The sequence below is a fragment of the Stenotrophomonas sp. 05N37 genome (assembly GCF_056397365.1).
This window is the reverse complement of record NZ_JBFTNG010000011.1, coordinates 37,442-60,994: the sequence shown is the minus strand read 5'-3', so window position 1 is coordinate 60,994 and position 23,553 is coordinate 37,442. Positions and strand designations below refer to the sequence as shown.

The 23,553-nt window shown below is 67.3% G+C and carries 10 protein-coding genes, 2 tRNA genes and 3 rRNA genes; 1 reads left to right on the top strand and 14 read right to left on the bottom strand.

All coding sequences use genetic code 11. The features are described 5' to 3' along the window. Window positions 1–39: 39 nt before the first annotated feature. From rrf to AC1DGC_RS19580, 5 genes are all read right to left on the bottom strand, one after another. A 5S ribosomal RNA gene (gene rrf / locus AC1DGC_RS19600) occupies window positions 40–154 on the bottom strand. 169 nt (window positions 155–323) lie between these two features. After that, a 23S ribosomal RNA gene (locus tag AC1DGC_RS19595) occupies window positions 324–3,202 on the bottom strand. Between the two features lie 228 nt (window positions 3,203–3,430). Continuing rightward, a tRNA-Ile gene (locus tag AC1DGC_RS19590) sits at window positions 3,431–3,507 on the bottom strand. 48 nt (window positions 3,508–3,555) lie between these two features. Next, window positions 3,556–3,631: transfer RNA gene (locus AC1DGC_RS19585), tRNA-Ala, on the bottom strand. Between the two features lie 95 nt (window positions 3,632–3,726). Beyond that, window positions 3,727–5,266 (bottom strand): 16S ribosomal RNA (locus tag AC1DGC_RS19580). The 16S, 23S and 5S rRNA genes sit together here with 2 tRNA genes alongside, the layout of an rRNA operon. A 443-nt stretch (window positions 5,267–5,709) precedes the next feature. On the opposite strand from AC1DGC_RS19580, the gene AC1DGC_RS19575 reads away from it, so the two are divergent. Further along, entirely contained in the window at window positions 5,710–6,900 is a 1,191-nt protein-coding gene (locus tag AC1DGC_RS19575; protein WP_478048645.1) for a benzoate/H(+) symporter BenE family transporter, read from the top strand. A gap of 7 nt (window positions 6,901–6,907) precedes the next feature. On the opposite strand, the gene AC1DGC_RS19570 is transcribed toward AC1DGC_RS19575, so the two are convergent. From AC1DGC_RS19570 to egtB, 9 genes are all read right to left on the bottom strand, one after another. After that, window positions 6,908–7,681 carry a GYF domain-containing protein gene (locus tag AC1DGC_RS19570; RefSeq protein ID WP_478048644.1) on the bottom strand — a complete coding sequence of 258 codons (774 nt, stop codon included), beginning with the start codon at window positions 7,679–7,681 and terminating at the stop codon, window positions 6,908–6,910. A 30-nt stretch (window positions 7,682–7,711) separates the two neighbouring features. After that, a complete protein-coding gene (locus tag AC1DGC_RS19565) occupies window positions 7,712–9,928 on the bottom strand; it encodes a lytic murein transglycosylase (protein ID WP_478048643.1) in 2,217 nt (738 codons plus the stop codon). Between the two features lie 65 nt (window positions 9,929–9,993). Then, window positions 9,994–12,042: a hypothetical protein gene (locus tag AC1DGC_RS19560; protein WP_478048642.1), complete on the bottom strand. Its 2,049-nt coding sequence runs from the start codon at window positions 12,040–12,042 to the stop codon at window positions 9,994–9,996. Further along, window positions 12,039–13,163: a VWA domain-containing protein gene (locus AC1DGC_RS19555; protein ID WP_394164711.1), complete on the bottom strand. Its 1,125-nt coding sequence runs from the start codon at window positions 13,161–13,163 to the stop codon at window positions 12,039–12,041. The genes AC1DGC_RS19560 and AC1DGC_RS19555 overlap by 4 nt, the downstream gene beginning before the upstream one ends. Continuing rightward, window positions 13,160–15,541: a DUF5682 family protein gene (locus tag AC1DGC_RS19550; protein WP_478048641.1), complete on the bottom strand. Its 2,382-nt coding sequence runs from the start codon at window positions 15,539–15,541 to the stop codon at window positions 13,160–13,162. The genes AC1DGC_RS19555 and AC1DGC_RS19550 overlap by 4 nt, the downstream gene beginning before the upstream one ends. Further along, window positions 15,538–16,659 (bottom strand): ATP-binding protein, encoded by a 1,122-nt coding sequence (locus AC1DGC_RS19545; protein WP_259208204.1) that lies wholly within the window; start codon window positions 16,657–16,659, stop codon window positions 15,538–15,540. Before AC1DGC_RS19545 ends, AC1DGC_RS19550 begins: the two co-directional genes overlap by 4 nt. Window positions 16,660–16,741: 82 nt before the next feature. Further along, the gene (locus AC1DGC_RS19540) at window positions 16,742–20,851 is read right to left on the bottom strand and encodes a DUF4132 domain-containing protein (protein WP_478048640.1); all 4,110 of its coding nucleotides are present in this window, start codon (window positions 20,849–20,851) and stop codon (window positions 16,742–16,744) included. A 360-nt stretch (window positions 20,852–21,211) separates the two neighbouring features. Beyond that, window positions 21,212–22,186, bottom strand: coding sequence for an L-histidine N(alpha)-methyltransferase (egtD, locus tag AC1DGC_RS19535; RefSeq protein ID WP_478048639.1), 975 nt, complete (start codon window positions 22,184–22,186; stop codon window positions 21,212–21,214). Then, window positions 22,183–23,484, bottom strand: coding sequence for an ergothioneine biosynthesis protein EgtB (egtB, locus tag AC1DGC_RS19530; protein WP_478048638.1), 1,302 nt, complete (start codon window positions 23,482–23,484; stop codon window positions 22,183–22,185). The genes egtD and egtB overlap by 4 nt, the downstream gene beginning before the upstream one ends. Window positions 23,485–23,553 lie beyond the last annotated feature (69 nt).

Sequence of the window (23,553 nt, the reverse complement as noted above, 5' to 3'; positions counted from 1 at the left end):
AAAACCCCGCTGCGTGAGCAGCGGGGTTTTGGGTATAAACCCTGGCGATGACCTACTCTCGCATGGCTTGAGCCACACTACCATCGGCGCAGCTGCGTTTCACTTCCGAGTTCGGGATGGGATCGGGTGGTTCCACAGCGCTAATTTCACCAGGGAGGCTTTTGGAGTGTCGCCGCGAGTCGTGTCTTTGCAGGGAGCGGGCACGTGAGTGCCGGCTTTACAAAGAGACGCGCCTGGGCGCCTGCCTCTCGTTTGGTCTTGTGACGTAGCGTGCACTTGGGATCTATCGACATGTCATGTCGGCCAAGGCAACTTGAGGTTATATGGTCAAGCCACACGGATCATTAGTATCAGTTAGCTCAATACATTGCTGTACTTACACACCTGACCTATCAACCACATAGTCTATATGGTTCCTTCAGGGGGCTTGTGCCCCGGGAGATCTCATCTTGAGGCGCGCTTCCCGCTTAGATGCTTTCAGCGGTTATCGCTTCCGAACATAGCTACCCGGCAATGCCACTGGCGTGACAACCGGAACACCAGAGGTTCGTCCACTCCGGTCCTCTCGTACTAGGAGCAGCCCCTCTCAAATCTCCAACGCCCATGGCAGATAGGGACCGAACTGTCTCACGACGTTCTGAACCCAGCTCGCGTACCACTTTAAATGGCGAACAGCCATACCCTTGGGACCGACTACAGCCCCAGGATGTGATGAGCCGACATCGAGGTGCCAAACACCGCCGTCGATATGAACTCTTGGGCGGTATCAGCCTGTTATCCCCGGAGTACCTTTTATCCGTTGAGCGATGGCCCTTCCATACAGAACCACCGGATCACTAAGTCCTAGTTTCCTACCTGCTTGATCCGTCGATCTTGCAGTCAAGCACGCTTATGCCTTTGCACACAGTGCGCGATGTCCGACCGCGCTGAGCGTACCTTCGAGCTCCTCCGTTACTCTTTAGGAGGAGACCGCCCCAGTCAAACTACCCACCATACACGGTCCCCGATCCAGATTATGGACCCAGGTTAGAACGTCAAGCACGACAGGGTGGTATTTCAAGGATGGCTCCACTGCAGCTAGCGCCACAGTTTCATAGCCTCCCACCTATCCTACACAGACGAACTCAACGTTCAGTGTAAAGCTATAGTAAAGGTTCACGGGGTCTTTCCGTCTTGCCACGGGAACGCTGCATCTTCACAGCGATTTCAATTTCACTGAGTCTCGGGTGGAGACAGCGCCGCTGTCGTTACGCCATTCGTGCAGGTCGGAACTTACCCGACAAGGAATTTCGCTACCTTAGGACCGTTATAGTTACGGCCGCCGTTTACTGGGGCTTCGATCAAGAGCTTCGCCTTGCGGCTGACCCCATCAATTAACCTTCCAGCACCGGGCAGGCGTCACACCCTATACGTCCACTTTCGTGTTTGCAGAGTGCTGTGTTTTTGATAAACAGTCGCAGCGGCCTGGTTACTGCGGCCCTCTTCAGCTATAGCTCGCATGAGCCACCAAAAAGGGCGCACCTTCTCCCGAAGTTACGGTGCCATGTTGCCTAGTTCCTTCACCCGAGTTCTCTCAAGCGCCTGAGAATTCTCATCCTACCCACCTGTGTCGGTTTACGGTACGGTCTGCGTAAGCTGAAGCTTAGGAGCTTTTCCTGGAAGCGTGGTATCAGTGACTTTGTCTTAAAGACTCGTCTCGGTGCTCGGTCTTAAAGGATCCCGGATTTGCCAAAGATCCAAACCTACCGCCTTTCCCCCGGACAACCAACGCCGGGTACACCTAACCTTCTCCGTCCCTCCATCGCACTTACGCGAGGTGCAGGAATATTAACCTGCTTCCCATCGACTACGACTTTCGTCCTCGCCTTAGGGGCCGACTCACCCTGCGCCGATTAACGTTGCGCAAGGAAACCTTGGGCTTTCGGCGTGCGGGTTTTTCACCCGCATTATCGTTACTCATGTCAGCATTCGCACTTCCGATACCTCCAGCAGACTTCTCAATCCACCTTCAACGGCTTACGGAACGCTCCTCTACCGCGTACATATAAATATGCACACCCCAAGCTTCGGTTCACTGCTTAGCCCCGTTAAATCTTCCCCGCAGACCGACTCGACCAGTGAGCTATTACGCTTTCTTTAAAGGGTGGCTGCTTCTAAGCCAACCTCCTGGCTGTCTGTGCCTTTCCACATGGTTTTCCACTTAGCAGTGAATTTGGGACCTTAGCTGTGGGTCTGGGTTGTTTCCCTTTTCACGACGGACGTTAGCACCCGCCGTGTGTCTCCCATACAGTCCGTCTCGGTATTCGGAGTTTGCAATGGTTTGGTAAGTCGCGATGACCCCCTAGCCATAACAGTGCTCTACCCCCGAGAGGATACATATGAGGCGCTACCTAAATAGCTTTCGAGGAGAACCAGCTATCTCCGGGTTCGATTAGCTTTTCACTCCTAATCACAGCTCATCCCCGTCTTTTGCAACAGACGTGGGTTCGGGCCTCCAGTACCTGTTACGGCACCTTCACCCTGGCCATGACTAGATCACCCGGTTTCGGGTCTACTGCCCGCGACTATGCGCCCTTATCAGACTCGGTTTCCCTTCGCCTCCCCTATACGGTTAAGCTTGCCACGAACAGTAAGTCGCTGACCCATTATACAAAAGGTACGCAGTCACTCTTTCGAGCTCCTACTGCTTGTACGCACACGGTTTCAGGATCTATTTCACTCCCCTCTCCGGGGTTCTTTTCGCCTTTCCCTCACGGTACTGGTTCACTATCGGTCGGTCAGTAGTATTTAGCCTTGGAGGATGGTCCCCCCATGTTCAGACAGGGTTTCACGTGCCCCGCCCTACTCGTCTTCACTGGAGTGGCCCTTTTAAATACAGGGCTATCACCTTCTATGGCCAGCCGTTCCAGGCTGTTTTTCTAGAACCATTCCAGCTTAAGGGCTAGTCCCCGTTCGCTCGTCGCTACTCAGGGAATCTCGGTTGATTTCTTTTCCTCTGGTTACTTAGATATTTCAGTTCACCAGGTTCGCTTCCAGCAGCTATGTATTCACTGCAGGATACCCGCAAGCGGGTGGGTTTCCCCATTCGGACATTACCGGATCAAAGCTTGTTGCCAGCTCCCCGATACTTTTCGCAGGCTGCCACGTCCTTCATCGCCTCTGACCGCCAAGGCATCCACCGTGTGCGCTTATTCGCTTGACCATATAACCGCAAGTTGCCTTGGGTTACATATATGACCTGGGGGTACAAAGCCCAGATACGAAATATAACGACTCAATTAATAAGAAGACATTTAAGTCTTCCGCCTTAGCCTCACGACACGTCAAGATAGAATCTCAAACGCTCGCTACGTCACAAGTTTTAAAAGAACACGTACCGGCCACAATGCCGATGCGTAATAAATTCTTTGTATGCGCTAGTCATTCAGAGTGGTGGGTCTGGGTAGACTCGAACTACCGACCTCACCCTTATCAGGGGTGCGCTCTAACCACCTGAGCTACAGACCCAATGTCCGTTCAGCTCATTGCCGTTTGCGTCGATAAACACGCAACGTGTGGTGGAGCCTGTCGGGATCGAACCGACGACCCCCTGCTTGCAAAGCAGGTGCTCTCCCAGCTGAGCTAAGGCCCCATATACGGGACTATCCACGTCGGCCAGGCCGACGTGAAACTCTGAATGCAGGTTACTTGTGAAGACGCCCGACAGGACGATGCTGTCTTTGCTCAAAAGGAGGTGATCCAGCCGCACCTTCCGATACGGCTACCTTGTTACGACTTCACCCCAGTCATCGGCCACACCGTGGCAAGCGCCCTCCCGAAGGTTAAGCTACCTGCTTCTGGTGCAACAAACTCCCATGGTGTGACGGGCGGTGTGTACAAGGCCCGGGAACGTATTCACCGCAGCAATGCTGATCTGCGATTACTAGCGATTCCGACTTCATGGAGTCGAGTTGCAGACTCCAATCCGGACTGAGATAGGGTTTCTGGGATTGGCTTGCCCTCGCGGGTTTGCAGCCCTCTGTCCCTACCATTGTAGTACGTGTGTAGCCCTGGTCGTAAGGGCCATGATGACTTGACGTCATCCCCACCTTCCTCCGGTTTGTCACCGGCGGTCTCCTTAGAGTTCCCACCATTACGTGCTGGCAACTAAGGACAAGGGTTGCGCTCGTTGCGGGACTTAACCCAACATCTCACGACACGAGCTGACGACAGCCATGCAGCACCTGTGTTCGAGTTCCCGAAGGCACCAATCCATCTCTGGAAAGTTCTCGACATGTCAAGACCAGGTAAGGTTCTTCGCGTTGCATCGAATTAAACCACATACTCCACCGCTTGTGCGGGCCCCCGTCAATTCCTTTGAGTTTCAGTCTTGCGACCGTACTCCCCAGGCGGCGAACTTAACGCGTTAGCTTCGATACTGCGTGCCAAATTGCACCCAACATCCAGTTCGCATCGTTTAGGGCGTGGACTACCAGGGTATCTAATCCTGTTTGCTCCCCACGCTTTCGTGCCTCAGTGTCAGTGTTGGTCCAGGTAGCTGCCTTCGCCATGGATGTTCCTCCCGATCTCTACGCATTTCACTGCTACACCGGGAATTCCACTACCCTCTACCACACTCTAGTCGCCCAGTATCCACTGCAATTCCCAGGTTGAGCCCAGGGCTTTCACAACAGACTTAAACAACCACCTACGCACGCTTTACGCCCAGTAATTCCGAGTAACGCTTGCACCCTTCGTATTACCGCGGCTGCTGGCACGAAGTTAGCCGGTGCTTATTCTTTGGGTACCGTCAGAACAACCGGGTATTAGCCGGCTGCTTTTCTTTCCCAACAAAAGGGCTTTACAACCCGAAGGCCTTCTTCACCCACGCGGTATGGCTGGATCAGGCTTGCGCCCATTGTCCAATATTCCCCACTGCTGCCTCCCGTAGGAGTCTGGACCGTGTCTCAGTTCCAGTGTGGCTGATCATCCTCTCAGACCAGCTACGGATCGTCGCCTTGGTGGGCCTTTACCCCGCCAACTAGCTAATCCGACATCGGCTCATCTATCCGCGCAAGGCCCGAAGGTCCCCTGCTTTCACCCGAAGGTCGTATGCGGTATTAGCGTAAGTTTCCCTACGTTATCCCCCACGAAAAGGTAGATTCCGATGTATTCCTCACCCGTCCGCCACTCGCCACCCATAAGAGCAAGCTCTTACTGTGCTGCCCTTCCTGCAGGCGCCTTCACAAGATACCTGCGCATACTGTCAAAGAACTTTGGAGTCGGCCTCAGCGCCTTCCTCCGTGTGCCCCGACGTTTCCGTCGTTGCGAGCCGCCCATTATAGCCGGCTTATCTGCTTCGTCAACACCTTTTTTTCAAGGCCGTTTCACCGAAGTGAACCGTTGTTGCCGATGCCGCTTCGTGGTTTGCCCCGAGAGGCTTTCGTCGTTGCGAGCCGCCTATTATGTCAGGCTTTTCGTTTCCGTCAACACCTTCTTTCGAAGCTTGTTGCCGTCGCTGCGGGTGGGTGTTCACCGGGGTGAAGACCGCGTCACAGCGAGGGAGCGAATACTAAAGACTTCTGAAAATTCGTCAAGCGTTTTCGTCGATCTTTTTCATCAACGCGTCATCCGTGCGTGCTGCTCATCGACAAGCGCGGCAGCACGCGCGTTGCGCGTGCTGCCGAAGGCTTGCTAACAATGCATCCCTTGTCGTCAGGAATGCATGCGATGTCTGCCCTCCCCAAGCGTTCGTTGTTGCGCGATGCGTCGTTGCCCGCGCTGATGGCCGGCTTCATCACGGTGTTGGTGGGCTTCGCCAGTTCGGCAGTGATCGTGTTCCAGGCCGCCCGCGCGGTGGGCGCGACACAGGCACAGATCGCGTCGTGGATGTGGGCCTTGGGGCTGGGCATGGGCATCACCTGCATCGGACTGTCGCTGCGCTACCGCGTGCCGGTGGTGACGGCATGGTCCACCCCGGGGGCGGCAATGCTGGTGGTGGGCGCCGGCGCAGTGGGCTACAGCGATGCGATCGGTGCGTTCGTGCTTGCAGCGGTGCTGGGGATGATCGCGGGCTTCTCGGGCCTGTTCGCGCGCGTCATGCGCCGGGTGCCGATGGCGCTGGCCGCAGGCATGCTTGCCGGCGTACTGCTTCGGTTCGGGCTGGATGTCTTCGTGTCCATGCAGACGCAGCTGGGGATGGCATTGGCGATGTTCGTCACCTGGCTGCTGGGTCGGCGCCTGTTCGCACGCTATGCGGTCATCGCCACCCTGCTGGTGGGCATCCTGGTGGCGGCGGCGCAGGGGCTGCTGCACCTGCAGGCGGTGCGCCTTGAACTGGCCACGCCGGCGTTCACCTTGCCGACCCTGTCGTGGCCGGCGGTGATCGGCATCGCGCTGCCCCTGTTCGTGGTGACCATGGCGTCGCAGAACATCCCCGGGGTGGCGGTGATCCGCGCGTCGGGCTACGACACGCCGATCTCGCCGGTGATCGGCTGGATCGGGGTGGCCAATACGTTGCTGGCACCGTTCGGCGCCTATGGGCTGAACCTGGCGGCGATCACGGCGGCGATCTGCATGGGCCGCGAGGCGCACGAGGACCCGGCCCGGCGGTATACGGCCGCGGTGGCAGCCGGTGCCTTCTATATCGTGGTGGGTCTGTTCGGGGCGACGGTGGCGGCGGTGTTCGCCGCCTTCCCCAAGGAACTGGTGGCCTGCGTGGCCGGCATCGCGTTGTTTGGGACCATCGCCAACAGCCTGTCGATGGCACTGCGGGAGGAGGCCGACCGCGAGGCGGCGCTGGTGACGTTCCTGGTCACCGCCTCGGGGGTGTCGCTGGCCGGGATCGGGTCGGCATTCTGGGGCCTGGTGGCCGGCGCGATCTGCCTGCTGGCGCTGCGCCCACGCACGCGCCAGGGCTGAGCCGGGATCAACTGTCGAACAGGAAGCTCAGGCCACCGAGCACGGCGACGTAGGCAAGCAACCCCAGCACCACCGCCGACCAGCGGGTGCCGCCGCGGGCAGCCAGCTCGGCGTGCAGGGCCTGCGTGTTGTCGCGGTGCGTGGCGCGGGCCTGGGCGATGATGCGGTCGGCGTGGCGCAGGTAGAGATGGTTGCCCAGGGCGCCGGCGGTGGCGCTGGCACCGAAGGTGATCGCAGTGGACAGCGCGCTGCTGGCATTCACGAGGGCTTCCAGGAAAGACAGGCCGACCAGGGCTGCGATCCAGCCGGCCGCCACGGCATACATGCGCCGGTACAGCATCCAGAAGGCCCCGAACAGGAACGCGGGCCAGTGCCAGCCGCTGGCGTTGTGGCCGGGCCGGTCCAGCCGCCACTTGCGCCGGTACACCGGGAAATTGCTGCCCACGAACGCGGCGTAGGCCTGCTGGCTGGCATCCGGCGCGGCCCACCCGCCACCGTTGCCGGGCACCAGGCTGGAGGCCGGGGCGGCGTAGGGATCATGCGCCGATGCCGATGCTGGTTCCCATGCCGGTGCCAGCACCTGTGGCGGTGGCGGTTCCGGCTCTGCCCGGGACAGCTCGGCCACGCTGTGCAGCGGCTTCCACTGCGGCATGCCCTCGCACCAGACCACGGTATCGATATCGACCGTGCCCTCCTGGTGCAGGCGTCGCAGTGCGCCTGTGGGCAGCGGGCCCTGCCGCTGCTGGCCGATATCGGCGTAGTACCACTGGGTCTCGGTCATGACTCGTTCCTTGAGAGGCCGTTGATGGAATTACAGTGGCAGCAGGCGCAGGGTCTGCTGCAGTACATGGCGTGCGCCCGGGGCCAGGGTGACCACGTCCGGGCCGGCATTGGCCGCTTCCAGGCAGACGTAATTGCGCCAGCCGCTGCCGACGTCGGCCATCTTGGCCGCCCCCGCTTCACCCGGGTTCCAGGCGACCAGCGTGCGGCTGCCCTGGGTGCTGATCTCGATGCGCCGCTTGAGGGTGGGATCCTTGAGGATGTAGTGGCCACCGGCCTGGGTATAGATGCGATCGCTGCGACCGGGGTCGCGCGGGTCGCGCAGGTTCCAGTCGCCCTGCTGGACGCGCGGGGTGGCGTAGTCCTCGAACTTGTCCAGGTAGGTCAAGCCATCAAGCCCCTGCACGTCGACGCGGGTGGCATCGCCGACCCGGACGTAGTTGTGCAGGGCCTGGGTGAAGCTGACCGGCTGGCCGCCAGTGTTCTCGGTGACCAGGCGCTGCTCCAGGGTGCGGCCGATGCGCAGTTCCATCTGCAGGCGCAGGCCCAGAGAATCCAGCGTGGGCGGGGCGAGGGTGAGCACGACGGTGCCATCGGCATCGCGGCGCGCATCCTTCAGGGTCCACGGCAGGGTGCGCACGAAGCCGTGCGAGGGCACGTCGGTGCCCTGCCCCTGGCGGCCGAAGTACGGCCAGCAGACCGGGCTGCCGCCGCGGATCGGGGTGGGCAGTGCCTGCGCGGTGGGCGACAGCCACAACACGTCCTGGCCCCCCTTGGGGACGTAGGACAGCAGTTGCCCACCGAACACTGCGATGGCGGCGGTGGCGAACGGGGTCTCGACCTTCCACGCGGGGAAGCCCTGCACGGTGCCCAGGCTCAGGCCATCGACCTTGGGCAGCGCGGCGCTGGGACCGGCCGGGGACTGCATCAGGCGGGCGTGGTTGGGCGGCAGGGGGAACACGGTGGATGCGGGCATGGCGGTCGACGGGGTCTTGATGGGAGGGGCGCTGCGCAGGGCGGTGAGGATGCGTTGGCCGGCGCGGCCGTCGGTGGTGGTCCAGCCCAGGCGCTGCTGCTCAACCTGGATGGCGCGACGGGTGGCGGTGCCGACCATGCCGTCGGCGGCACCGATGTCATGCCCGCGGGCGAGCAGCAGGGTCTGCAGTTCACGGCGCTCGCGACGGCCGATGCCGGGATCGTCGGTGGGCCAGGCCGCCACGGTGCCGCTGCCGCCACGCAGGCGATCAGCCAGCGTGGCAATGGCCAGGGCGTAGCTTTCGGCGGCGTTGTAGGCGTAGATCGCGTCGTAGTTGCGGAACACCAGCCAGGCCGGGCCGTTGGCGCCCGTGGGCAGCAGCAGCGCGGCGTTGCTGTCGGCGGGCAGGCCCGCCGGCGCCAGGGCGCCGCCGCCGACCGGGACGATGCCGAGCGCGCGCCAACTGGCCAGCGGCTGGCGCCGGGTGCGGCCGGCCACGGCCGCGTTGAAACCGGGCGGGAGCGTGACCTCGATGCCCCACGGCTGGCCGGTACGCCACCCGGCCTTGGCCAGGTAGTTGGCGGTGGAGGCCAGCGCGTCGGGGATGCTGGCGACCAGGTCGCGGCGACCGTCGCCATCGCCGTCTACCGCGATGCGCGCATACGTGGAGGGCATGAACTGGGTATGCCCGAAGGCCCCGGCCCAGGAACCGGTGAGGCCATCGGCCTGCAGGTCGCCAGCGTCGAGCAGCTTGAGCAGGGCCAGCAGTTCGCCACGGAAGAAGGGCTGCCGGCGGCCGTTGCACGACAGCGTGGCCAGCGACTGCAGCAGCGGGCGCTTGCCGAACACGCGGCCGTAGTCACTCTCCACGCCCCAGACCGCGACGATGGTGGCGGGGTCGACGCCGTACTGGGCGGACACGCGGTCCAGCAGATCGCGGTGCTGGACCAGCAAGGCGCGTCCATCGTCGACACGCTGGCTGTCCACCAGCGCGGCCAGGTAATCCCACAGCGGCGTAGTGAATTCCGGCTGCGCATCGAGCAGCGGCAGCACGCTCAGGTCCGGGGTGAGGCCGGCGGTGAGGCGGCTGAAGCCGGTCGCGCTGATGCCCTGCTTGAGCGCCTGCGGTTGCAGGGTGGCCAGGCAGCGATCGAAGCTGTCCTGCGCGGCCGCGCTGGTGGCGCTTGCGAGCAGCGCCAGCGCGATGCCGGCCAGGCGCAGGCCAAGGCGGTGGATGGCGGGCAGTCGGGCCGGGGGACGGCGTGCGGGCATGATCACCTGGGGGCAACGGAAGAAGGCATGGCTGCAGCATAGGTCAATGCGTGGCCAGGCAGGGATCATGCAGACAGGTCCCGCACCAGCACGGCCAGCGCCGACACGTGCTGCAGCAGCGTCGGCCGCCGCGCGGGTACCAGCGCCGCGCGCAGTTGGCCGAGCTGGGCAGCCGCCTGGCGGTAACCGGCCAGCCGCAGGCAGTGGGCCTGGTCCTGCACGCGCTCCCAGTCGCCGCCGTGCTGGTGGCGAAGGCCTTGCTGCAGCAGCAGCGACAGGTGTTCGAGGGTGTCCAGCAGCGGCGTCGATGCGGCGGCGGCCACCGAGCGCAAGGGCAGCGCTGCAACGGGCGGGTGGACCTGCGGGACCACCGCCTGGGTGTCGGTGAGCAGCGCGGTGGGTTGCATGACCAGTGCCCCGCCCTGCAGGCAGACGTTGCCGGCCACCGCACGCAACGCGCCGTAGTGGCCGTCGAGCACGCGGGCCAGCACGTCCACCGCATCGGGTGCGGCGGCGCGGTGCGGATGCAGCAGGCGCAGGCCGATGCTCTGGCCGTCGCGTGCGACCAGGTCGGCATGCAGGGTCTGGGTGATCGGATCCCAGTCGACCCGTGCCGGCTGCAGCGCGTCGACCTGGACGACATGGAAAGCCGCCGGCGCACCGCCGGCGACACCCGCTGCCGCCAGCCGTGGCTGGGTGAATGCCGGCGGCTGCCGGGCCAGGTGCGCGGCCAGGGCCGCCGGGTCGGGCTGGCGCAACGGTGCGCCCAGTTCGTCCCAGGCACGGGGCGACAGCGGCAGCAGGCCAGTGTGCTGGCGCTGGGCGGCGACGCTGACGGTGCCGTTGGCGCTGCGCGTGGCGCGCTGGGTGACGACCTGGCTGGCGGCCAGCTGGCGCAGTGGATGCCCGGCGACGCGGCGCTCGCCGAGCTTGAGAGGTGCCTGCGCCTCCCGTGGCCACTGCCGTGCCATCACCGTGACCGACTGGGTATCCGGGTCGGCCCAGAGCACGGTGGCGCCCTGCTCGCGTTCATCGCCCCACAGCGCGGCACCAAGCGAGACCAGGCGCACGCGGTCCAGCGCGACCTCGCCCTTGACCCCGATCCCCAGCACCTGCGCGGCGGGCAGCGCGGGCGCCACCTGCCGGGCCAGCTGCGCGGCCGCTTGCAGACGGGCCCACAGCCCCACCACCAGGTCGAGCAGGGCCAGCGGCGCGAACCGGGTGCTGCGCGCCTGCCGTGCCTGCAGCAGCTGGCGCAGCTCGGCCAGCGCGTCATCGATCCAGCACCAGCCCTGCGCCTGGGCGCGGGTGCGCAGCGCCTGGATGCGCGCGGCCACGGCGATCAGCGGTTGTGCGCCACCGTCGAGCCAGAGCGAGAGCAGCAGCGCGTCGATGTCGGCCTGCAACGCCTGCGCGGCGCTGTCCCAGCCACTGGCGGCGTCGGGTGCGGCGTCGGCCGTGCGCAGTTGCAGGGTGTGCGGTGCCTGCAGCGGGCCGAGGCGCTCGGCCTGGGCGAAGGCCATCACCGCGAGCACGACGTGGGCGCAGTTGCCGCCCTGGCGGCAATCGCAGCGCGCGTGGGCGATGGAGCCGCGGGCAAAGAAGCGCACGCTGCACATCGGCAGCTGCGCGCCGGGTGGGCTGGCCGCGCCGGCCCACGGGGACACGGTGATCACCGGACCGTCCTGGCGTAGTCGCTCGGCCTGGTCCATCACCCCGGGGGGCAGCACGGCGGCCAGGCTCGGCAGGTCGAACTGGGCCGGGCTCCAGGCCGCGTCGGATGCGGCCTGGCCGTGGTCGAGCGCGAGGTCGGTGGCAGGCGGCGGCAGGGTGGCGGCCACCTGCGCCTGCCAGGCCAGCACCAGCGTGACCCGATGGCGGCACATGGCCGTGGCGGTGCAGCTGCACTGGGCATCACGCAGGGTGCAGCCCACCGGCAGGCGCGTTACGCAGCCGTCGTCGTAGGTGGCGGTGAGGGTGCCGCTGGCGTCGATGTCCAGCGCCGGTGCCATCCCGGCGGCAAGGTCCTTCTGCGCGCGCTTGACGAAGCCCGGGTTGGCCAGCGCCATCAACGCGGCCGGGGTGAGTTCCAGCAGGTCCTGGCGCAGGTTCATGCCAGTACCTTTTCGGCCAGCCATGCGGCCAGCTCGCCCGGCGTCATCGCCGCGATGTGCGCGCCGACCTTGACCAGGCGTGCCGCGGTTTCGCGGTCGTAACTGGGCTCGGCCTGCGTGTCCAGCGCGGCCAGCCCCAGCACCTTGACCCCGGATTCGACCAGCGCCTTGACCCGCCGCACCAGGTCGCCATCGGCACCGCCTTCGTAGAAGTCGCTGACCAGTACCACCACACTGCGCGAGGGATTGACCACGCGGCCCTGCGCGTAGGCCACGGCGCGGGCGATGTCGGTGCCGCCGCCGAGTTGCACCTTCATCAGCAGTTCGACCGGGTCGGCGACATCGGCGGTGAGGTCGACCACCTGGGTATCGAAAGCGATCAGGTGGGTGCGCATGCCCGGCAACTGCCACAGGCAGGCGGCCATGACCGCGCTGTGGATGACCGAGTCGACCATGGAGCCGCTCTGGTCGATCAGCAGGATGATGTCCCACGGTTCGGCCTGGCGACGGCTGCGGCTGAAGAACATCGGCTGCTGCACGTAGAGCTTGCCGCTGGCCGGGTCGAGGCGATGCAGGTTGGCCGCCACCGTGCGGCGGAAATCGAAGTTGCTGGCGATCTGCCGGCGCGAGCGGCGGCGGCGGTCGCGGGTGCCGCTGAAGGCCTGGTGCACCTGCGTGGCCAGCCGCTCCATGATGCGCCGCACGACCTCGGCCACCAGCGTGCGGGCGGCGGCGAGCACCTGCGGGTTCATCAGGTGCTTGGTATGCAGCACCGCGCGCAGCAGGCTCTCGGAGGGCGCGATGCGCTCGAGTACCTCCAGGTTGGTGACCACTTCGTCGATGCCATAGCGCTCCACGGCGTCGCGTTCGAGGCGTTCGATCACCTCGCGCGGGAACAGCCGGTGGATGTCGTTGATCCAGTCCGGCGTGGACAGCTGCGATGCACCGCCGCCGCCACTGCGTTCGCCACGCAGCGCGCGGTCGCCATCACGGCCGTACAGCCACTCCAGCGCGGCGTCGGCGGCCTGGGCCTGCGCGCCGAGCGCACCACAGGCCGGCTCGGCCGGTTCGCCCAACAGCAGGCGCCAGCGCTGCAGCGGATCGGGGATGTCCAGGCTCATGACGCGGCGTCCTGCACGGGGGTGATGCCCCAGCGCGCGAGCGCGTCCAGCGCGGCGGTTTCGCGCTGGGCGGCGCGGGCCAGGGCGTCGGCAGGCGCCTGCCCCGGCACCGCCGCGGTCAGCACGCGGCCGGACAGGTGGTCGGCGCCATGCAGGGCCAGCATGCGGGTGGCCAGCGCGCCGCGCTCGCGTGCGGGCAGCCAGGCGAACGCGCTGCGCAGCGCCGGCAAGGCGAGGATGAAGTCGTCTGCCTGCAGGGCCTGGATGAGGCCGTCCAGCGCGGCGGTGAAGCCGGGCTCGCTGGCCAGGCGGTCGCGCGCCAGCGCCAACAGGCCGGCCAGGGCATCGCCCATCTGCGCCGGCGCCAGGCCCTGCAGCAGGGCCATGGCCTCGTCGGCAAACGGGAGCGTGGCCGCCCCCACCCGCTCGCGCAGGCCCACCAGCGCACCGAGCGAGGCGCCGCGGCTGACGGCCGCCGCCTGGGGATTGGCGAGCTTGCGCTGCCATACCGCCAGCGCGCGGGCCGGGGCGGTGGCGAACGTGGCGGCGCCGCCGGGCTCGTGATCGGCCAGGCGATCGATGAGGATCTGGCGCAGCGCCAGGTGGCCGCGCAGGTGGGCGTCGGTGTCGGCGCTGCTGACCTGGCCGGGCGCTTCGAGCAGCCACAGGGCACGGTCCAAGCCGGGCCCAAGCAGGGCGTTGAGCATCGGCGCCTCCTGCATGCCCAGCATGTGCCCATGCCGGCGCAGCAGGTCCAGCTCGCCCAGCGCCGGGGCCAGCACCTCGAAACGCGCTTCGCTGGCGACCGCCGTGGCCAGGTCGTCGAGCACGGCGGCACTGACGGCCGGCAGTGCCGCCCATGCGGCGCGGTTGAGCAGCGGGACCCGTCCGGCGATGCCGCGATCGGCATGCCGCAGTGCATCTTCCAGCCGGGCGCGGGCGGCATCGCCGACAGTGGCGCCCCAGGCGCCGGCTTCGATCAGCGCGGCGTGCTGCTCCACCGGCTGGGTCAGCGACCAGGTCTCGTCGAACGTGTCGCTGATGGCCTGCGCCGGGCCGTGGGTACGCACGATGCCGGGCACCTGCAGCAGCAGCAGCCGATGCAGCAGGACGCTGCGCTGGCGGTCGTGCGGGTCGAGCAGGTCCAGCTGGCAGCGTTGGCCCAGCGCCAGCCCGTGCGCCTGCAGTTGCGCGGCGAGGTCGGCCAGCAAGGGCGGTTGCGGGGTCAGCGGGTCCAGCAGACCGGTGCTGTCGCCGGTCAGCACGTCCATGATCTGGACCAGGACCGGATCGGTGCCGGCACGCAGTCGGCCGCGGTAGGTCCACGGCAGCGGTGCGTCCAGTGCGTCCTTGACCAGCGCCCCGGCAAGCGCGTCGAGCCAGTCCACGCGCTGCGGACGGGCATGCCCGCGCAGCCGCGCCAGGCCTTCAGCCCGCAGGCGTGCGGCGATCAGGTCGGCGGTGGACGCCGGCAACCCGCGCCCACGCAGCCGCGCCATCACCTGGCCGAGCATGTGGGCGTCGGCATCCACGCCGTGCTCCCACTGCCACTGGTACCAGCCCGGCGAGGGCATTCCGGAGGCGTACCCGGCGAAAGCATCCAGGCGCTTGAACGTATACGGCACGAGGAACGAACCATGGCGCACCGCCCCGCCACTGCCGTCCTGCGGGGTGGGCACCGCCGGCGGCGTGCTCGCCGCCGGTTGCTGCGCCCACAGCTGCTGCAGCGCGGGCGCGTGGTAGCCGCCACAGACAACGAGCACGCCGTGGCGACCGTCGTGCGCCGGCTGGCGCATTGCCCAGGCGATCCAGGCGGCCATCATCTGTTCGCGTCGCTGGTTGCCCAGCGAACCGCGGTCATCACCGCGCAGGTGGACGAAGTAGGTGTGCAGGCGTTCGTGCAGGCCATCGCCGGCGTCGTCCTGCTCGAACAGGTGGTCCCACAGCGCATCGCGGCCCTGGACGGCCAGGCGCTCGCCGAGCGCGCGTTCGTAGGCGTCGGCGCGGGCTTCGTGGGCATGGTCGGCGCTGTCGGCATAGCGGTTTTCCAGCGCCGCGAAGGCGTCGTCCCACGCGGGCAGGTCGATGAAACGTACCTGCGCGCCTACTTCGCGGCCCACCACCAGTGCCTGCCATTCGGGCGAGTGCTCGGCGAACGGGGTCCACGAGCCGTGGTGGGCGCTGTCGTCGGACCGATGGCTGTAGATCGCCAGCGGCAGGCGATGGTCCAGGTGCAGCTCGTCCAGGCGCGGGTTGAAATCGGCCGGGCCTTCGATCAGCACGAAGGCCGGGCGCTGGCGGCGGATGCGCGCGGCCACCAGCCGGGCGCAGGCCGGGCTGTGGTGGCGGACGCCGATGATGTCGGGCTGATCGATCACGGCAGGCGGTGGCGCGCCTCGTAGTACGCACGCCAGGACGGGCCCTGACGGCGCGCGACGGTGTGTTCGAAGTACCGGCGCAGCTTGGCGCGGTCCTCGGCGCTGTCCTTGACCACCGTGCCGGCGATGCAGTCGACCAGGTCGGCCGGTGCACCTTCGCGCTGCTCCAGGAACCAGGCCCGCACGCCCACTGCATGGGCGACGTTGACGGCCTCGGCGGTGGACATGACGGCCGACAGGCGATCCATCGGCGTGTCGCCGCCCTGCCCGTCCGGCGCGTGGCCGCTGCGCAGATCGCGGAAGGTGGTGACCAGCAGTTCCAGCACCGGTACCGGCAGCGTGGCCGGAATGCCGCTGCGCTCGAGCAGGCGCGCCGACGCCTGCTGCACCAGCTGCAGTTCCAGGTCGAAATCGAGGATCGCCGCGACGGTTTCGAAATCGAAGCGGCGCTTGAGCGCGGCGCTCATTTCATTGACGCCGCGGTCGCGCGTGTTGGCGGTGGCGATGATGTTGAAGCCCTCGCGGGCATACAGCATGGCGTGCTCGCCCTCGAGCTCGGGCACGGCCATGACCCGGTCCGACAGCATGCCCAGCAGGCAGTCCTGTACTTCCTGCGGCGCGCGGGTGATTTCCTCGAAGCGCACGATGCGGCCATCGCGCATGCCCTGGTACAGCGGCGCGGGCACCATCGCGCGCGGGCTGGGGCCTTCGTTGATCAACAGCGCGTAGTTCCAGCCGTACTTGATCTGGTCTTCGGTGGTGGATGCGCCGCCCTGGATGGTGAGGGTGGACACGCCGCAGATGGCGCTGGCCAGCAGTTCGGACAACAGCGACTTGGCGGTGCCCGGCTCGCCGACCAGCATCAGGCCGCGGCCGGTGGCCAGGGTGACCAGCATGCGTTCGATGCTGGCCACCGGGGCCACGACCTTGGCCTGGATGCCCAGCGCGGGATCGCCCAGGATGAAGGCGCGCGCGGCCCGCAGGCTGAGCGCCCAGCCCGGTGGACGGGCATCGCGGTCGTGCTGGCGCAGGCGGGCCAGTTCGTCGGCATGCAGCACCTCGGCGGGCGGGCGCTGCATCGCGGCGGTGGGCGCGGGGGAAACGGAGGACGGGGCCATCGGGGTATCCGGTTGCACGCACGCGCCGGGCGCGCGCGTTCGGGTGGGAGGCGGGCCACGCCGGCGGCGCGGCCCGCAGGGCTCAGGCGCGCAGCGCCTCCAGGTCGCGGATCAGTTCGCTGGCGGCGATCGGGTCCAGGCCGGACAACGGGTCGGCCTGCTGCATGTCGCCCCAGGCACCGGGGGAGCCGAACTGCACGTCGCCCAGTTCCTGTTCGGGGTACTCGTTGACCATGCCCACGATGATGCCCGGATCGAGCAGCAGCTCGATCACCTTGCCGTTGGCCAGCGGCTTGGTGAAGTACCAGATGCCGCCGCCGTCCTGGGCCATGCCGCGACGCCAGCCCTTGTTGACCAGGCCGAGCACGCGGCCGGTGGGCACTTTGGCGCCCTTCCAGCGCAGCAGCTTGTCCTGCGGGTGTTCGTCGGCCCGCAGGGTGTAGGTGTCGCGGCCGATCTGCGCGAACGGCTGCAGCAGTTCGTAGTCGGCCAACACCTGGCCGAACGCGGCGGCATCGGCGGCCGACAGCTCCAGCGCATGCGGCACGCCGATGCGCACCGCCTCGCCCTCGGGCAGGTCGAACGGATCGTCGTTGGCGTCGGTGAAACTCCCATCCTCGGCCACCCGGAAGCAGGCCTGCAGGGTGCCGCCATGCGACTGGCCGTCGCTGACCGCGTACACGCCCCAGACCAGGCGCTGCACCAGGTGGCGCAGCAGCGGGTGCTCGACCAGGAACGCGCGGTACAGGGCCGGAGTCCAGCGCCTGCGCGCGCACATGGCCAGCTCCAGGCGCAGCACCTGCTGGCTGGCGATGGTGCGCACGTCTTTCTTCAACGTCTTGAAGCGCTCGACACTGGCCTTGGCCAGCGCGGGGTCATCGCTCTTCTTCGGTTTGGGCAGATCTTCCAGGCGCGGGCCGTCGCCACTGGCGAGGATCTCGCGCACGTAGGGCTTGAGCGCTTCGTCGAACCCGACCTTGAAGGCGCGCGGACCAAACTCCAGGCGCAGGGTGCCGTGTTCGTCCAGGTCCAGGTCCGGGGCGAGACGGTCCTCCAGTTCTTCGGTGGTGAGCTGGCGTGCCTCGGCGATCGCCGCGATCTTCTCGCGGGCCTTGTCCTGCAGGCCCTTGAACTTGATCTTCTGCGCGATGCCGTTGATCTGCATCAGCGCCACGTCGGTACCGATGGTCGCCAGCACATCCAGCCCCAACACCGCACGGGCATGCGCGGCCTCGCCCGGCCAGGTGCGGATGAAGGGGGTGAGGCGGCGGGCGGTGTCGTCGTTGCCGAGCAGGCCCTGCGCGGTCAGCACCCAGCTTTCCTTGCCGGACCCACCCGCATTGAGCCAGGCACCGAACAGGTCCCAGGCAAAGTCGGCGAGGCTGTCGGGGCGGCAGGCCGCGATCACCTGGCCGATGCCGGCGTAGACCTCTTCGTTGGTGGGGAAGGTAAGCATTTCGCCGAGCAGGTCGATGGCCTCCTCGCCGAGCGCCTTGCCGTTGTGCAACAGCGGCCGTCGCCAGCCGCTGGGCGCCCAGAACTCGGGCAGCTTGCTGCGCCGGGTGGGATAGCGCTGCAGCGGGTCGTCGTCGAGCACCTGCTGCAGCGCCTGCATCACGTCGTCGCGGCCATGCCGCGCGGCCACCTCGCGCAACACCGCTTCATGGCCCTGGGCCGCGAGCAGGCGCACGCCGGCACCGGCACTGTCGCGCAGCTCGCCGGCCTTGCCGAAGGCCGCGGGGAGCAGGCCGGCAGCGGCGTGTTCGGGGTAAGTAAGCAGCCACTGACGGCCGATGTCGCGCACGGTCTTGAGCCTGGCGAACGCGCGTGCGGCCGGCAGGGCCAGTTCCACCGCACCGACATGCAGCGCATCGGCCATGCAGTCGGTGGGTTTGCTGCGGACCATGGTGATCAGGGCGGGCAGTACCGCCAGGCCATGCGATGCGACCATGCGCGAGATGCTGCCGCTTTCGGTTTCGCCGGCGATCGCATTCCAGAACGGCGCGGCCATGCCCTCGGGCAGGGCGTCGATGTATTCGGGGTAGAGGCAGAACCAGTAATACTGGCTGCGGCGGCGCACGGCGACCATGTCCCGCCACAGGCTCACCAGCTGCGCGGTATCGCGCGCCACGATGGCCGCGGCAGCCTGGGCGTTCAGCGCCTTGAGCTCCTCATCGCGCAGGGTGAAGCCGATCTCGTCGGCGGCGCGCGTCGGCTGCTGGCGGCACTCCTGCATGCGCTGTGCCTGCCAGTTGCCCAGCTGCATCGCCGCGTCGCGTGTGCCCGGCGCCCAGTGCTCCACCGGCTCGACCGGCAGCAATGGCACGTCCAGCACGGCCTGCGCCTGGCGCGTACGCGGCTGGCGCCAGGGCGCGGCGGCGAGCACCGGCGGCAGTTCGTCGTGCCCTGCCGTCTCCTGCGGTCCGCCAAGCAGGGCCCGCTGGCGCTGGATCACGGCCAGCGCGGCCGGCTCGATCCACGGCTCCACGGCCACGACGCGCTCGCCCATCGCGCGCAGCAGCTGCACCAGCGTCGGGGTGAGCAGGCCGGCGTCCTTGCCACCGGCGGCGACCACGCGCGAGATGGCCACCAGCGCGGCCTCCGGCCAGCGATTGACCGCCAGCCCCAGCCGGGCCAGCGCATGCTTGGAACTGCTGGCCGCGCGCGCCAACGCGTCCACCGCATCGGGGAGACCGATATGGGCGAGCGCATCGCCGGCTTCTTCGACGATGGCGCCGGGCGCCAGCAACGGCAGTGCCGCCACGCCGCGTTCCACCAGCACCGTGGCGGCGAAACGCGCATGGTTCCAGAATTTTTCGTTGGGCCGCAGGCGCATGGCCACCGCGCAGGCGGCCGGATCGGTGGCGATGGTCATCAGCCAATGGGCGCTTTCGTGCAGCGCCGCGGCGGCGCCCGGCGCCAACAGAAGCGCGTGGGCCAGCGCAGGTGCGTCGGGCAGCAGCAACAGCAACGCCGGCTGCCGGCAGGCCACCACGTGCGGCAGATGACCACCGATGCGCTCCACGCAGGCCTGCCACACCGCTTCGTCGGCCACCGACAGATGGCTGCGCAGCGCATCCTCGGCCGCACCCAGCGGGGCGCTCCAGCGCGAACCGAACGGCTCATCGACCTGGCCATGGAAGCGCAGGGTATGCCGCTGGGTGGAATGGTCGTACTCGCTGGCGATCTGGATGTGCTGCGCATCCAGCAGCATCGCCACCACCTGCTCCAGGCCGTGGCTGGCCACCAGCCAATGCACCGTGTCGGCGAACAGTGCTTCGTGCCCGTAGTGGTTGTTGAGCGCGATCACCAGCAGCATCAGGTCGGCATCGCGGTCCGGCGCAGGCACCTGGGCACGCAGTCGTTCGACCATCCTGCGCAGGGCCGGCAGCAGGGCCGGGTCGCTACGCACCTCATCGACATCCACGTTGAGCTGGGTGGCGAAGGCCTGCCACAGGGCGGCCGGGTCGTGCGCGGGCAATCGGGCCGGGAAGCGACGCGAGGCGTACATCAACGCCAGGTGCTGCGGGGTGATGCGCACCGGCGCGCCCTGGGCGAGCCACGGCGGCAGGCTGGGGTCATGCGGCAGGTCCGCCGCGGCCACCGGAACGGCGGTGAAGCAGTCCGCCCCGGGGTTGGCCGCGGCGGCCGGTGCATCCTTGGCAATCTGGGTGCTCCAGCGACTGACCATCCCCGCGTCCCGGAGCGCCGCATAGGCGAGCTGGGCGCCGACCTCGCTGACCCCGGCGCGGCGACGCAGGCCGGTGACGGTGAGCGACTCGCCCGGTGCAAGCGCGCCGGTCAGCAGCGCCTGGCGGATATGCTCGAAGGCCGTCGCCGCCTCTTCATCGGCGTTGGCCACCGGCGTGGGGGCCGCACTGGGTGCAGGTGCATTTGCAGGTGCAGCGGCGGCAGGCTGGGGCGCCTTGGCGGCGCGCGGCGCGGCCGTGGCTGGCGCGGTGGCTGCGATCGCGGGCGTGGCCGTGGCACCGGTTTCGCTGTAACCCTTGCCGGTTTTTTCATTGACCAGCCTGGTCAGCGCCGACGCGGCCTTGGCGGCATCGGCGAAGGACTTGGTCTGGCTTTGCCCCTGCGTGCCGATGCGTCCCCAGCGCACGTTCAAGTCGCTGCCGTCCTGCTCCACTTCCCAGAACTTGCTGGCGCTACCTTCCACGAGTTCGAATCGACGCATCACGTCCGTACTACTCCCTGGCCTGCGCGGTGGCCACAACGCAACCGCTTCCATGCGTCCATAGCATATCGGCGAACGGCAGCCCCCGCATGACCGCCAGCGCACTGCCGGCGGTGCAGCGTGCGCCGGAGAGGCGGTTCAGGCGCGCAGGGCTTCCAGGTCGCGGATCAGCTCGCTCACGGCAATGGCATCGAGCGCGGGCGCGACACTGCGTCCACGCCGGGTTAGATCAGCACGGTGGCCACGAAGCGGGCATCGTCCCAGAACTTGGGGGGTCTTTTTGTGCTGTTCGATCGCCACGGCGATGGCCTGCGGATCCCGCGCGGTGGTGAGCAGCCAGTGCGCCGCGGCGGGAGTGCGTCAGACCGGGCGCAGCAGCGCGAGCTCGAAGGCGGGATCGCGGGCGTTCCAGCGCGTGCAGACCTGCAGGCCCGCCTGGGCCACCAGCGTCGCGAACGCGGCCTCGGTGTACTTGTGGCTGTATTCCACGGTCATCGCCTCGCCCTCGGCGAAGTCGAACGGTTGCCCGGCCACGTGCACGGTCTGCGCGCGCGTACTGACCAGCTCGGTCTCGATCCGCAGCCGCTCCACGCTGTAGCGGGCGCGGTGCTGGAAGGCGTCCAGGTCGAAGTCGCTGCCGATTTCGCGGTTGAGCCTTGCCAACAGGTTGAGGGTGAACGCGGCGGTGACGCCGGCGGCATCGTTGTACGCCGCTTCGATCAGCGCCGGGTCCTTGTGCAGGTCGATGCCGATCAGGGCCATGCCGTCAGCGCCCATGGTCTGGCGCATCGCCTGCAGCAGCCTGACGGCCTCGGGCGCGGCGAAGTTGCCCAGGGTGGAGCCGGGGAAGAACAGCAGGCGGCGCGCCGGTTCGCGTTGCGGTTCGGGCAGCTGTACCGGGCGGGTGAAGTCGGCGCAGACCGGGAGCATTTCAATGTCCGGCAGGGCCTGCGCCAGCCGCGCGATGCTGGCCAGCAGGGCGGCGCGCGAGATCTCGATGGGCGTGTAGGCCACCGGGTCGGCCAGCGCGTGCAGCAGCAGTTCGGTCTTGCGGCCGCTGCCGCTGCCCAGTTCGACCACGTGCAGGCGCGGGCCGACCACGCTGGCGATGTCGGCGGCGCAGTCCTGCAGCAGGTGCAGTTCCGTGCGCGTGGGGTAGTACTCGGGCTGGCGGGTGATCTGTTCGAACAGGGCCGAGCCGCGCGCGTCGTAGAAGTACTTGGATGGCAACTGGCGCGGCCGCTGGGACAACCCCTGCAGGATATCGGCGGTGATCCGCGCACGGTCCGGCTGCAGGTCGGTCAGCGCCTCGAGCGCGTCGCTTACCGTACTCATGCCGGGTCCCGCGCCAGGCGCAGGCCGGAGAACTGCCAGCGCGCCGACGGTGCGAAGAAGTTGCGGTAGCTGGCACGTACATGCCCCTCGGGGGTCACGCAGCTGCCGCCGCGCAGGATCCATTGGCCGTTCATGAATTTACCGTTGTATTCGCCGAGGTTGCCGGCAAAGGGGCGAAAGCCCGGATAGGCGCCGTAGGCGCTGCTGGTCCATTCCCAGACGTCGCCGAACAGCTGCCACAAGGCGGTGTCGGTGCCCTGCCCTGGCGCGCTGGCGCCACCGGGATGCAGCCGGTCGGCGTCGGCGAAATGGCCGTGCGCTGGCTGGCCGGCGGCGGCGGCTTCCCATTCGAACTCGGTGGGCAGGCGCGCGCCTTGCCAACGCGCATAGGCGTCGGCCTCGAAATAGCTGAGGTGGCAGACCGGCGCATGCCGATCCAATCGCTGCCAGCCGCCCAGGGTGAACTCGCGTTCCAGCGCGTCGTCCCAGTACAGCGGGTGCTGCCAGCCTTCGGCCTGGCACAGCGCCCAGCCTTCGCTCATCCACAGGGTGACGTCGCGGTAGCCGCCAGCCTCGATGAACGCACGGTACTCGGCGTTGCTGACCGGACGGTTGGCCAGCGCGTGGGCCGGGACCAGCACGCGATGCACGGGGGATTCGTTGTCGTAGGCGAAGGCAGGGTGCGTGGGCCAGGCCGGCGCCCCGATCTCGACGATCTGCTCGGGGGCGTCGCGCCACTCCAGTGGAATGGCGGGCGCCTCGTGGCGGGCAAGGTCGTCGCGGTAGGCCGGCTGCAGGGGATTGCTCCACAGCGCGTGCTTGATGTCGGTGAGCAGCAGTTCCTGGTGCTGCTGTTCGTGATGCAGGCCGAGCAGCAACTGGTGGCGCGCCTGCGGGTCGAGCGCGTCGGCCTGCAACAGGGCGATGACCTGCTGGTCGACCCGGGCCCGGTACTCCAGCACCTGCGCCAGTGACGGGCGCGACAGCAGGCCGCGCTGCGGCCGCGCGTGCGCCGGGCCGATGCTCTGGTAATAGCTGTTGAAGAGGTAGTGCCAGTCGGCGTCGAAGGGGGCGTGGTCGGGCCGGCTGCCCAGCACGAAACGTTCGAAGAACCAGGTGGTGTGGGCCAGGTGCCATTTGCTCGGGCTGGCGTCGGCCATGCTCTGCACCATGGCGTCCTCGGGACTGAGCGGGGCGGCCAGCGCCACGCTGCGCGCGCGGATCCCGGCGTAGCGGACGGCCAGTGCTGCGTCATGCGTTGTGGCGGGCGGCGGTGCGGAGGCGACGGCGGTATTCATCGCGCTCAGGATCGGCCAGCCGCGGTGAGCGGCATGTCATGGCAAGGCTCAGATCATGTGACGCACTCA